This window comes from Kitasatospora sp. NBC_00315 (genome assembly GCF_041435095.1).
Lineage (GTDB): Bacteria > Actinomycetota > Actinomycetes > Streptomycetales > Streptomycetaceae > Kitasatospora.
On sequence record NZ_CP108025.1, the window covers coordinates 1552072 to 1564405 of the forward strand.

The 12334-nt window shown below is 76.0% G+C and carries 8 protein-coding genes; 3 read left to right on the forward strand and 5 right to left on the reverse strand.

Translation table 11 applies throughout. From position 1 onward, the window contains the following. Positions 1-104: 104 nt before the first annotated feature. From OG823_RS06455 to OG823_RS06465, 3 genes are all read left to right on the forward strand, one after another. Positions 105-1292, forward strand: coding sequence for an acetyl-CoA C-acyltransferase (locus tag OG823_RS06455; RefSeq protein WP_371484331.1), 1188 nt, complete (start codon positions 105-107; stop codon positions 1290-1292). A 14-nt stretch (positions 1293-1306) separates the two neighbouring features. Then, positions 1307-2065, forward strand: a complete 759-nt coding sequence (fabG, locus tag OG823_RS06460) for a 3-oxoacyl-ACP reductase FabG (protein ID WP_371478246.1) — start codon at positions 1307-1309, stop codon at positions 2063-2065. Between the two features lie 213 nt (positions 2066-2278). Further along, a complete protein-coding gene (locus OG823_RS06465; protein WP_371478248.1) occupies positions 2279-3661 on the forward strand; it encodes a S8 family serine peptidase in 1383 nt (460 codons plus the stop codon). A 77-nt stretch (positions 3662-3738) separates the two neighbouring features. On the opposite strand, the gene OG823_RS06470 is transcribed toward OG823_RS06465, so the two are convergent. The 5 genes from OG823_RS06470 to OG823_RS06490 form a co-directional block, all read right to left on the reverse strand. Continuing rightward, the gene (locus OG823_RS06470) at positions 3739-6237 is read right to left on the reverse strand and encodes a hypothetical protein (RefSeq protein WP_371478249.1); all 2499 of its coding nucleotides are present in this window, start codon (positions 6235-6237) and stop codon (positions 3739-3741) included. Positions 6238-6495: 258 nt separating this feature from the next. Further along, entirely contained in the window at positions 6496-7074 is a 579-nt protein-coding gene (locus OG823_RS06475; RefSeq protein WP_371478251.1) for a dihydrofolate reductase family protein, read from the reverse strand. 244 nt (positions 7075-7318) lie between these two features. After that, positions 7319-11305, reverse strand: coding sequence for a LysM peptidoglycan-binding domain-containing protein (locus tag OG823_RS06480; protein ID WP_371478253.1), 3987 nt, complete (start codon positions 11303-11305; stop codon positions 7319-7321). Then, on the reverse strand, positions 11305-11811 hold the full coding sequence (locus tag OG823_RS06485; RefSeq protein WP_371478255.1) for a hypothetical protein: 507 nt from the start codon (positions 11809-11811) through the stop codon (positions 11305-11307). The genes OG823_RS06480 and OG823_RS06485 overlap by 1 nt, the downstream gene beginning before the upstream one ends. Before the next feature lie 34 nt (positions 11812-11845). Further along, positions 11846-12334 (reverse strand): TadE family protein, encoded by a 489-nt coding sequence (locus OG823_RS06490; RefSeq protein ID WP_371478257.1) that lies wholly within the window; start codon positions 12332-12334, stop codon positions 11846-11848.

Consider the following 12334-nt stretch of genomic DNA (forward strand, 5'->3'; position numbering starts at 1 on the left):
GCCGCGGCCGCCCGCTCCTGATTTTCCCCACTGCACCGCGTTCTGACGGCCCGTCTGGCAGGCTGACGGTCGGAACGATCACGATGACCGAGGAGCCCGCCGACGTGCGTCCCGTCTACTTCGCCGCTGCCCGCCGCACCCCCATCGGGCGGTTGCGCGGCGCGTTGTCCACCGTCCGCCCCGACGACCTCTCGGCAGCCGTGCTGCGCGGACTGCTCGACGACGTCCCCGGGCTGGATCCGGCCAGGATCGACGACGTCTACTGGGGCGCCGCGAACCAGTCCGGCGAGGACAACCGCAATGCCGCCCGGATGGCCGTCCTGCTCGCCGGGCTGCCCGACAGCGTGCCCGGCGCCACCGTCAACCGGCTCTGCGCCTCCGGCCTGGAGGCCGTCACCACCGCGGCCCGGGCGATCGGCTCGGGCGAGGCGGAGATCGTGGTGGCCGGAGGCTGCGAGTCGATGAGCCGGGCGCCGTTCGTGCTGCCCCGCCCGGACGAGGCCCTGCCGCACCGGATGGAGACCCACGACACCCGGCTCGGCTGGCGGATCACCAACCCCCGGATGCACGAGCTGCACGGTGTGCTGGGTATGGGCGAGACGGCCGAGGAGGTCGCGAGCCGGTACGGCATCGGCCGGGAGCGGCAGGACGCCTTCGCGCTGCGCAGCCACCGGCTCGCCGCCGCCGCCCGCAAGGACGGCCACTTCGACGCGGAGCTGCTGCCCGTGCTGCGCCCGGACGGGGTGACGGTCGGCCAGGACGAGAGCATCCGGGAGGACACCTCGCTGGAGCGGCTCGCCAGGCTCAAGCCGGTCTTCCGGGAGGGCGGGACGGTCACCGCCGGCAACGCCTCCCCGATGAACGACGGCGCGGCGGCCCTGCTGCTGGTCGGCGAGGAGGCGCTGAAGGACCTCGGCCTGGTGCCGCTCGGGCGCTATGCCGCCGGCGCCTCCGCCGGGGTGCACCCGGACGTGATGGGCATCGGCCCGGTGCCGGCCACCCGCAAGGTCCTCGGGCGGCTCGGCTGGCGGGTCGAGGACGTCCAGGAGGCCGAGTTCAACGAGGCCTTCGCGGCGCAGGCACTGGCCTGCGTGGACCAACTGGGCTTCGACCCGGAGCTGGTCAACCCCTCCGGCGGGGCGATCGCGCTCGGCCACCCGCTGGGCGGATCGGGCGCCCGCATCCTCACCACCCTGCTGCACCGGATGCGCCGCACGGGCGCGCGGCGCGGCCTGGCGACCATGTGCGTGGGCGTCGGCCAGGGCACCGCCGTACTCGTCGAATCCGTCTGAGGGAGAGCCAGGACATGAGCAGGTTCGCAGGAAAGGTCGCCGTGGTCACCGGCGCGGCCCAGGGCATCGGGGCGGCCACCGCGGTGCGGCTGGCCGAGGAGGGCGCGGCGGTCGCCGTGATCGACCTGACCGCCGAGCGGTGCGTGGCGACCGTCGGGTCGATCACCGCCCTGGGCGGCACCGCACGGGCGTACGGCTGCGACGTGGCCGACCACGGAGCCGTGGCGGCGGTGTTCGCCCAGGTGGTGGCGGATCTGGGCGGGCTGCACATCCTGGTGAACAACGCCGGGATCACCCGCGACAACCTCTTCTTCAAGATGCCCAAGGACGACTGGGACGCCGTCCTGTCGGTCAATCTGACCAGTGCGTTCAACTGCGCGCAGGCCGCACAGTCGTACATGGTCGAACAGCTGTACGGCAAGATCGTCTCGCTCAGCTCGCGATCGGCGCTGGGCGCCCGGGGCCAGGCGAACTACGCCGCCGCGAAGGCCGGGATCCAGGGCCTGACGGCCACCCTGGCGATCGAGCTGGGCCCGTACAACATCAACGTCAACGCGGTCGCGCCGGGCTACATCGCCACCTCGATGACGGCCGCCACCGCCGAGCGGGTCGGCGCCACGCCCGAGGACCACCAGGCCGAGGTCTCGGCCCGCACGCCGCTGCGCCGGGTCGGTCGGGCCGAGGAGATCGCCTCGGTGGTGGCGTTCCTGGCCAGCGAGGAGGCCTCCTACGTCAGCGGGCAGACGCTGTACGTCAACGGCGGAGCCCGCTGACCTGGCCCTGATCATCTCGATCGGATGATCTGACCATCACTCATCCGGCTGGCCCCGGTGGTCCATTACCGAACCAGGGGCCAGCCTTTACCTTGTCCGGTGGCCTGAGACAGTCATGTCAGCAGTGCGAAATGACTATGGCGTGATCATGTGCTGATCGATGGGATGACCGGACCGACCCCAGCAGGCCGGCCCTCCGTCCCAAGGAGTTCCATGGGCACCTCCCCCGCCACCGCGGGCACCCGCCGCTCCGCCTCCGTCCGCGCCCTCGCGCTGCTCGCAGTCGGGGCCACCGCCCTGAGCACGGGCAGCCTCGGTTCGGCCGCGGTCACCGCCGCCGGGCACCGGCCACCGGTCGTCCACCTGCGCCCGGCCTCCGCCGGCCACATCAGCACCGCCTCGCGGGTCGCACCACTGCCGACCTCGCAGTGCGTCACCGAGATCGGCATCCACTGCTACTCGCCGCTCCAGTACCGCACCGCCTACAACCTCGACCCGCTCTACCGGCAGGGCATCACCGGCAAGGGCCGGACGATCGTCATCGTCGACTCCTTCGGCTCCCCGACCATCCAGCACGACCTGGAGGTCTTCGACCAGCAGTGGGGCATCCCCGACACCCAGGTCGAGGTGGTCAAGTGGGGCAATGTCCCGGTCTTCGACCCCACCAACGCCGACCACACCGGCTGGGCCGGCGAGACCACCCTCGACGTCGAGTACGCCCACGCCGTCGCGCCGGACGCGCACATCGTCCTGGTCGAGACCGGTGTCGCCGAGACCGAGGGCGTCACCGGCCTGCCCGAGATGATGGACGCCGAGCGGGCCCAGATCAGGGCGGGCCGGGCCGACGTCATCTCGCAGAGCTTCGGCGCCACCGAGAACACCTTCCCCGGGTACGACAAGGGCGACTTCCGCTCCCTCACCGACCTCCGGTACGCCTTCCAGGAGGCCGCCGCGCACAACGTCACCGTGCTGGCCGCCTCCGGCGACGCGGGCGCCACCGACTACCAGGCCGACGGCGAGAACCTGTACCCGTACAAGGTCAACTCGTGGCCCTCCTCCGACCCGCTGGTGACCTCGGTCGGCGGCACCCAGCTGACCCTGGACGACAGCGGCGGCCGTACCGCCCCCGACCAGGTCTGGCACGACGCGTACGGCGCCGGCGGCGGCGGCACCTCGGGCGTCTTCGACCGCCCGTGGTACCAGACGGGCGTGGCCAAGGTGACGGGCAACCACCGCGGCACCCCCGACATCAGCATGAGCGCGGCCGTCGACGGGGCCGCCTGGACGTACGAGTCCTACGACCCGACCCGGGTCGGCTGGCACCTCACCGGCGGCACCAGCGAGGCCACCCCGATCTTCTCCGGCGTGGTCGCCCTGGCGGCGCAGTTGGCGGGCCACCGGCTCGGCCAGCTGAACTGGCGGCTGTACGGGCTCGCACTGGCCCCCTCGCAGTTCAGCGGCATCGTCGACGTGACGGCCGGTGACAACTCCTGGGACACCGTCACCGGCTACCAGGCGGCCAAGGGCTACGACCTGGCCACCGGGCTCGGCACCATCGACGGGGCGCGCTTCGTGCACGCCGTCGCGGGGCGCTGACCGGGCACACCTGACAGGCGGCCCGGCCGGGCGGCAGCACGCCACCCGGCCGGGCCGCCCGCGCGCGCCCGGGACGGTCAGTCGGTCGGGGCCCCGGCCAGCTGGGCGAGGTACCGCTCGGCCGCGCGGAGCTTGCGGCCGTCGGGGCCCGGGAGGTAGGCGCGCAGCTCGATGATCTCCGGAGCCACCTTGAGCGCCTCCGCCCGGTCCGGGATCGCCCGCCAGCACGCCTCCGCGTTGGTCGCGGCCTGCTGGGTCTCCGGGTGCTCCGCACCCTGGGCACGCAGCAGCACCAGTGCGACCTCCCGGTAGAGGTCGGCCGCCTCACCGGGCCGCCCTGCCAGGCGTGAGACGTGTGCCCGCACCTGCCGCACCTGGAGCACCGAGGCGGCCGACGGGCCGTGCGCGGCCAGCGTCAGCTGCTCCAGTTCCAGGGCCAGCCCGGCGGCGGCCTCGTGCTCGCCCGCGTCGGCGCTGCGAACGATCCGGCCGATCGCCTCGCGGTAGTCGCCGAGCCGGGCCGGACCGGACAGCGGCTCGGACTCCCGCTGCTCGGACGGGGCGACGGGCTCGGGCTCGGGCTCGGCGACGGACTCGACGGAAGCAGCGGGCGTGGCGGGAGCGGCGGGCTCCGCAGTGAACCACGGCTCGGCGGGCGCCGGTACGTCGGCTGCCGGAACGCCGGCCGCCGATACGCCAACCGCCGGTAGGTCGGCTGCCGGTGCGTCGATCGCGGCTTCCGGCTTCGCCAGGCTGACCCCGGTGGACGGCCGATCCGCCGGGCCGGGCCGCCCGTCGACCGTCGGGGCCGACCCGGTCGGCGCGAGGGGCTCGGAGTGCTCGGCCGCGACCCCGATCCCGCTCTCCTCGGCGGCGGCCGCCTTCGAGAGCTCGACGCGCGCCGGAGCGGTCTTCGCCAGGCGCACGGGCGGCACGGACGGCACGGACGGCACGGACGGCGCGGACGGCGCGGAAGGCTCCTCGACGGAGCCGGGTTCGGCCGACGGGGTCGAGCCGGGGTCGTTGCGCAGCGACACGGTGTGGTCGGCCCCCGGCGCCGGACTCCGCGTCACCACCGCCTCCGGCGGCGCCTTGGCGAGGGTCACTCCGGTGCGCCGCGCGACCGCCGGCTCGGGGGCGGCCTTGTCCAGACTGACGAGCGGCGCGGCGGACGGCGCCTCGGCCGGGCCCGGCGCGGACTGCGGCTTCTCCAGGCGCACCGGGGTCCTGACCGCCCCGGCCCCGGACGACGGGGTGTCCTGCCGGAGCACCGGGCGCGGCCGCACCGCCACCGGTCGCGGCCCCTCGTAAGGGGCCGGCTCCCCGCCGCCGTGGTCCGTGCGGCGTGCGGTGTTGCGGAAGATCGGCTGGTCGGCGGGGTGCGAGCAGAGGATCACCACGTCCGGCCGCAGGACCGAGTAGACCTGCTGCCGCAGCTGCTCGGGCGTCAGGACCGCCTCGGCCCCGGGCCTCCCGCCGTGCAGCGCCTCGATGAGCGCGCGGGTGAAGGTGCCGATCTGGTCCGGGTCCGGGTTGACGACAGCCCAGAGCGGGATGCCGTCGGTGAGCGGGGTGATGGTGGTGCCCTGCAGCTGGGGCCAGGCGTGCTGGTCGGCGCTCACATCGGCGATCACCAGCGTCCGGGAGTCCTGCGAACGGTGCTGGAGCTCGGTGGCGACGGCCTGCCAGGGCAGCCCGTCCTGCCGGACCGTCCCGGTCTTGGAGTCACGCAGCGTCAGATAGAGCTGGCCGCCCCGCTTGTCGGCGACCAGGTGGCCGCCGATGTGGACGAGCAGCGGCCCGGAGTGCCTGGAGGCCGCCCGCAGGTGGGCCAGCACGGTCTGCGGGTCGTTGGCTCCGGGCAGGTGCACGGCGTCGACCGCGTCCGCCGCGAGCAGCATCTGCGGGGAGACGGCCGCCAGCATCGTGGAGAGCACCGGCGCCTGGTTCGCACCACCACGTCCCCAGGACCGCCGCCCCGACGTACCGTAACCGCCCTCGATCACCAGGATCCGGCCACGCGGCGCGGCGCCCAGCCCGCCCGAGGCGGCCACCATCTGCGCCGGGAGCGGCGCGGGGGTGGACGGCTGCCCGGACTGACCTGCCGGCGGCTGCCCGGGGGCGACGGCGGGCATCAGGCCCGTCCAGCCGGTCACCGGAACGGCGGGCGGCATGGACGGCGGCGTCGGCGGCGGGGCGGGCGGGGACGGTGGGGTCCGGTCCGGTGGTGTCGGCGGTGCCGGCGGCGTCATCAGCGGTGGCGTGGCGGACCCGGCCGGGGCGGCGGCCTCCGACGGGCCGTTGACCGGCCCCGGTGCCGTTGCCCCGACAGGGCCGTCGAACGGGCCCGGCCGGTCGAAGGGGCCGGGAGCGTCGAACGGGTTCGGGCCGTCGAACGGGTTCGGGCCGTCGAACGGGCCCGGCAGGTCGAACGGGTTCGGCTCGGCCGGTACGGCCGGGGCGTCGAACGGAGCCGGCGCGGCCGAGAGCTCAGGCGTCGTGTCGCCGACCACGGGCATCGGCGCCGTGCGCTCCACCAGCGGTGGCTCGTCACCGGCCGGAAGCGGTGTCCGCACGTTCGCCTCGACGGGTGACGGCCCGCCGGCCCAGGGGCCCTCGCCTCCCGGGACATCCGGCATCCCGGGGACAGCTGTTGCCTCCGCCACCTCTGGTCACCACCCCGCCCCGCCGCTCCCGCGACGTCAGCCCGTGCACCGTCGTGCCGGTTTGCCCACTGCCGATGGCGCCAGAGTACGACGAACGGCCCACGCGGAGCCAGGCCGGGTGGGCGATCGCGCAGGCAGGCGGGTCGCCGGAGCGGCTTCCCCTCGACGTCAGTCGGCGCCGCAGGCTCCGGAGCGCCCGTAGCGCAGCAGGACGACGCCGCTGCCGAAGGCCCGGGTCTCCAGCAGGCTCAGCCCGACCAACCCGTCCGCCGGTCCGAACAGCGCCCTGCCCCGGCCGAGGAGGACGGGATGGACGTAGATGCGGTACTCGTCGATCAGGTCGAGCCGCCGGAACTCGGCGGCGAGTTCGGCGCCGCCCACCGCGAGGTCCCCGCCCGGCTGTTCCTTGAGCGCGCGGATCTCCTCGGCGACCACCTCGCGCCTGATCTCGGTGTTCCAGTCGGCCCGCTCCAAGGTCCGGGAGAACACGATCTTGGGCATGTCCCGCCAGAGGGCGGCGAACTCGGCCACCGGTTCGGGCGCCGTCGGGTCGGCGTCGGCGGTCGGCCAGAACGCGGCCATGAGCTCATGGGTGACGCGCCCTTCGAGGAAGGCGCCCATCACCCCGCACTGCTCGTTGAAGTGACGGTGCAACTCGTCGTCCACCAGATGCCAGTCGATCTCCCGGTCGGGGCCCTCGAAGAACCCGTCGAGGGAGACCGACATGGACAGCACGATCTTTCGCATCGAGATCCTCGCCGAGGCCGTGAGTCCTGGCCCGGATGCACCGGAGCGCCCGAGCGCCGCAGCGCCCCGGGGCCGGGCCGCCGCCCGACCAGCCTCGCACAGGATGCCCCGCGCCGACCCGAGGCGCCCGGCGCGCCGCACCGGTCGGGCACCGGTGGCCCCGGCGGTAGCCGCACCGGTGGCCACGGCCGCTGGCCGGGGCCCCGGCGGTCGGCGGCCAGCGGCCACCCGCTTGGGGCGGGGTTCAACCAGCGAGCAGGTCGCGCAGCAGCGCCACCGTGTCGGCGTCGAGATCCCGGCCGGTCCGGCGGCTGAGCGCGTCCAGACGGTTGACCGCGCGCACCAGCTGGTCGCGGGCGCCGGCCGAGGCGTACGCGTAGAAGAGGTCCCGGTGCAGGAGTTCGACGTCCGGGGCGACGGCCAGGCCCCGGAAGACGGCGGCCTCGGCGCTGCGGTGGTCGCCGTACTGGAGGCGGCGGGCGGCGAGCTCGTGCGCCGTGTCCACGATGGCCGAGATCATGTCCTGGCGTTCCGCCTCGGCCCAGCCGAAGGCGGCCGGCGGCGCCTCGGCGAACGGTGCGCCGCGGACCAGGGCGAGGGCGTGCGCGAGGGCGGCGTCGGCGGTGGCGCTGGTGCTGCGCATGCCGCGTCGGTAGAGGCTGCGGAACTCGTCCCAGTCGCAGGTGACGGTCGGGGCGAACGCGTAGCCCTCCGCCGTGTCGGTGCGCAGGAAGGCACGGCCGTCGGCCGAACTGCCGAACCAGCCGGCCAGGTCGGCGAGTTTGGCGGACAGCGGGTTCCCCGGCCGACCGTCCGGATCGTCCTGGCCGAGCGCCGGGTGCGGTTCGAGGTGGGCCGCGCCGGGGTGCAGGTCGTGGTCCAGGGCGATCGCCTCGGCCCCCGGGCGCAGCGCGAGGTAGGCCGCGAGCTCGGTGAGGCGCAGCAGTGCGGCCGGCTCGGTGGGCCCGGTGGCGCCGATCACGTCGGCGGGCCCGAGCAGACGGATCCGGGGGGCGGTACGGCTCGCGTGCGCCTCCGGCGAACGGAGGATCGCGAGCAGGTCCTCGGCATCCGTGCGGACCGTGGTGCGCGGCGCGGGCAGTACGGGTGCACCGGCGGCGCCGGTCACCGCCGGAGACGGTACCGGCACGGGGACGCTAGCGGGCATGGGAGCCGGCACGGGGACGGGAACGGGCGCCGCCGGTGCACCCGTCGCGGAGGCGGGCCCGGCGGCCGGGGCCGGCGGCACCGGGACGACCGGCTGGGCGGGCGGGGTCTTCGGCGGCCGGGCCGCGGAGGGCGTCGCCGCACCCGGGACGACCGGTTGACCTGGCGCCGGCTGCCGCGGCACGTGCTGTCCCACTGCCTGGGCGGCCAGCGCGCCCGGACCGGGGGTCGGGGCGCTCGGGGTCACAGTGCCCGGGGTGCTCGGGGTCACGGCGCCCGGGCCGCTAGGGGTCACGGCGCCCGGGGCCGGATTCGATTCCGGGCTCGCGCCGGGCGGTGCGTCCGGGGTCGAACCCGGCTCCGCGGACACGGTGTTCGCGGCCTGTCGGCCCCGGCCGTTGAGGTCGGCCCTGCCGCCCTGGCCCGGCGGTACGGCGGCGGGCGGCTGCGGCCGGGGCGCGGACGGTGTCAGCGGTGCGGCCGGGTCGGTGCCGGCGAAGGGGCTGACGCCCGTACCGATCACCCGGGCGAGCAGCCGGGGCCCGGCCGCGTCGGCGGTGCCGGGCGCCGCTCCGGCCGGGCTGTCCGCCTCCCGCTCCGGTGCGCCGACCGCGACCAGGACCGGCATCGGGGCGGGCAGTTCGGTGGGCTCCAGGTCGGGGCCGGGGCCCTCGATCGTCCAGCCCGGCGCCGGGTGCTGGGTGGTGTCCCCGGCCGAGCGCAGCAGCTCGGAGACGTTGTCGTACTGGTGGCCGGTCAGGCGCTGCAGTTCCAGGCCGATGTGCAGACCCGGCAGGACGGCCTGGCCGGTGCTCGGCAGGGTCCAGCGGGCGACCGGGCCGGTGCCGCGCTCGGGTGCGCGGGTGATCACCGCGACGCAGGTGCGCGGGCGGGCGTCGAGCAGGCGGCCGAGTTCGGAGGGCACGTCGCCGCCCGGCTGCTGGGCGCAGAGCACGATCTCCGGGATCCAGGCCTCGTCGGCCTCGCCCCGGCTGCGGGCGTCCCGGGGGCTCGCCGCGTTGGCGGCCACCAGAGTGGCGCGTGCCTTGGCGGTACGCGGACCCAGCGCCGCCAGGGCGGCCTCCAGGCTCGGGTGGCGGTGCACGCGTTCGGCGGCCGGGCCCGCGATGGGCAGGTCCTCGGCCAGATCCACCAGGTGCAGGTGCAGCCGGTCGGCCAGCGGACTGTGGGCCAGTTCGAGGGCGAGGGTGCGCAGCACGTCGCGGGCGTCGTCGGGATGGCCCGACAGGTGGAGCAGCCGCACGGTCTCCAGATCCGCCAGCACCACCGCGCCGTCCGGTGAGGCGCCGAGGGTGACCAGCGCCGGGTAGGGCGCGGCGGTCTTGGCGGCCTGGCCCGCGGAGAGCAGGTCGGAGGCGTCCTCCGGGCACCACCAGACGTTGGGGGCGTGGGCGGCGCGGAACGGCGCGATGGGCGCGGCGGGCGCGGACAGGTGCAGCTCGACCGTCCGGCCGGGGGTCACCCGGGCGGCGACGATGGCGGGCAGGCGCTTGCCCGCGCGGGTGGTGTTGCGGGCCATCGTGCGCAGGGCGCGGTTCAGCAGGTCCAGGCCGGAGGAGTCCTGGCGGGCCTTCAGCTCCGCCTCGAAGGCCGCGGCGGTCGGGCCGGGCATGGCGATCCGGTGCCGGGGGCGGCGGGCCCGCTGCTGTCCGCCCCGGCGCCGGGCCACCGTCCCGATCATGATGGCGGCGAGCAGGACGCCGACGGTGGACGCCGCCAGGGCGACGGTGTAGTCGTCGCTGGGGTTCTCCCGGCCGTGCGCGGCGGCCGGGGCGTGCGCGGCGGCCCCGCTCGGGGTGGTGCTCGGCGTGGTCGCGGGGGCCGGGGTCGTCGCGGGGGCGGGGGCGGTCGTCGCCTGCGGGGTCGCGGTGGCCGCCGGGGCGGGCACGGACGGGGCGGGGGACGCCGGGGCGGGCACGGACGGGGCGGGGGACGCCGGGGCGGGATCGGGCCCGGGGGCCGGCGCCGGGTCGGGCGCGGGGGTCGGCGCCGGGGCCTGGGCACCCGGGATCGCCAGGACCATCCCCGGCACGACCTCGTCCGGGTCGCTCAGCCGTTCCCCGTCCGGCGCCTGGACGCCCTTGTTCGCCTCGAAGAGCTGCGGCCAGGCGTCGGCGCTGCCCAACTCCTTCTCGGCGATGCCGGAAAGCGTGTCCCCGGCCTCGACGGTGACCTGGGCGTGCTGCCCGGCCCCGGGCTGTGCGCCGGTCGTGCCCGTCTGCGGGGCGTCCGGCGCGGATCGGCCGGCGGGGGCGCTCGGCCCGGCGCCGTCCGGCGCCGCGTCGGCCGGCATCAGCAGCTGCCAACCGGGCTGGATCGGCCGGTCGGCGTCGAAGCGGATGCCGGAGTCGTCCATCACCCGGCCGTCGTTGAGCTTGGCGATCTCCACCCAGCGCGATCCGGAGCCGAGTTGGCGCTCCGCGATGGACCACAGGCTGTCGGCGGGGCGGCTGTCGCGCACGGTGTATCCGGGCTGCTGCCCGGCGGACGGCGCCGGAGCGGCCGGCGCGGCGGTCAGTGCGGCGTGCTGCGGCGCCGCGGCCACCTGGGCCGGGGCGGTCACGGCCGGGGCGCGGTCCGGCGTCGCGGCGAAGGCCGATCCGGCGACCGGCAGCAACGCGATCACCGAGCCGACCAGGCCCGCGGCGATCCGTTGGCTCCAGCCGAACGCCGGGATCCGGCGGGCGACCCGCCCGCGCAGCTGCGCCGGGATCTCCAGCAGGACGGAGAGCGCGAAGCAGAGCCAGGCGAGCCAGCCGATCGCGACCAGCGCCCAGAGGAAGAGCTGCCCGTCGTCCGGGCCGGTCAGCAGGTGCCCGACGCCGCCGGGCGCGACGTCGCCCATCGCGGCGACCGCCAGGGTGCCGTAGAACAGCACGGCCGGGAGGCCGACCAGCAGCAGGATCAGGGCGACCAGCGAGGCGAGGGCACCGGCCAGCGCGCCCGCCGTGCCGCGCCGGCGCGGTGGGCGGGGCGCCGGGCGGCGGCCGGACGGGGCCTGGTGGTCCCTACGGGCGTGGTTCTTGGCACGTGGCGCGGCCATCAGCCGTTCTCCGCTTTCTTGACTCCGTGGACGAGGATGGCGCTTCCCTCGCCCCTGATCTCCCAGCCGCCCGTCGGCACCAGGTCGAGCAGGGCGGGCCGGTAGGTGGTCCGGACCGTGACGATCACTCCGGTGCCGTCGTCGGTGAGGACGACGTCGCCGCTGAGGCCGGCGAGCCCGAGGTAGGCGTTCGCGGCCCGGGCGGCGTAGTCCTGCCGGACCTTGAACCCCTGGCCCTGCAGGACGCTCGCCTCGTCCAACTGCTGGCCGACCACCCGAGCGGCCTCCTGGGCCAGCGCGTCGGTGTTCTCCACCGCACGCAGCCGGCCGCCCGCGTCGACGACCACGCCGATGACGGCGACCAGGCCCGCCGCGACGACGGCGACGAACAGCGAGATGGTGCCGGCGTCCGCCGTACCGTCCGCCCTGCGCCCCCGCCGGCGCCCGGGGCGCCCCCTGCGGGCCGGCCCGGCCGGTTTCTCGCGTGTCTGCGCTCCACGGAGCATCGTTTCCCCTCCCCCACCCGCGCTACGCATCGTTCTATCGGCCCCGGTAGCGGTCGACCACCGAGGTGAAGCCGCCGTGCATGTTCCTGGTCCCCGGCAGCCCGGGAAGCAGGTCGCTCAGTCCGACCTCGCAGTCCACCGCGACGGTCACGGTCTCCAGCGGGCCCGCCGGGGCGTCGAGTTCGCCCCAGGTCACGTCGATGAACGTCCGCCCGCAGGAAACCCCGTCCTGCCGGAGCACCTCGCGGACGGTGTCCTCGGCCTGCCGGCCGGCGCTTTCCCGGTCGACGCGGCTGATCGACGCGGTGCGCGCCCCCGCGCGCGCCGCCGCGTCCACCGTGCCGCCGGCCGTCTGGATCCGGCCCGCCGCGACGGCCAGCAGGACGAAGGTCAGCAGCACCGGGGCGAGCAGCGCCGCCTCGATCGCCACGCTGCCCCGGTCCGGTCCGGCGCCGGACGCGGCGCCCGGGCCGTCCTGCCCCCGGCGTCCGGAGCGCCGGAGCCGCACCGGCCGGTACGTCAC

What these genes read in the sequence shown, in the direction of transcription:
- OG823_RS06475 (WP_371478251.1), bottom strand. Translation starts at nt 7,074, where the DNA reads ATGCGAAAGATCGTGCTGTCCATGTCGGTCTCCCTCGACGGGTTCTTC.
- OG823_RS06480 (WP_371478253.1), bottom strand. Translation starts at nt 11,305, where the DNA reads ATGGCCGCGCCACGTGCCAAGAACCACGCCCGTAGGGACCACCAGGCC.
- OG823_RS06485 (WP_371478255.1), bottom strand. Translation starts at nt 11,811, where the DNA reads ATGCTCCGTGGAGCGCAGACACGCGAGAAACCGGCCGGGCCGGCCCGC.
- OG823_RS06465 (WP_371478248.1), top strand. Translation starts at nt 2,279, where the DNA reads ATGGGCACCTCCCCCGCCACCGCGGGCACCCGCCGCTCCGCCTCCGTC.
- fabG (WP_371478246.1), top strand. Translation starts at nt 1,307, where the DNA reads ATGAGCAGGTTCGCAGGAAAGGTCGCCGTGGTCACCGGCGCGGCCCAG.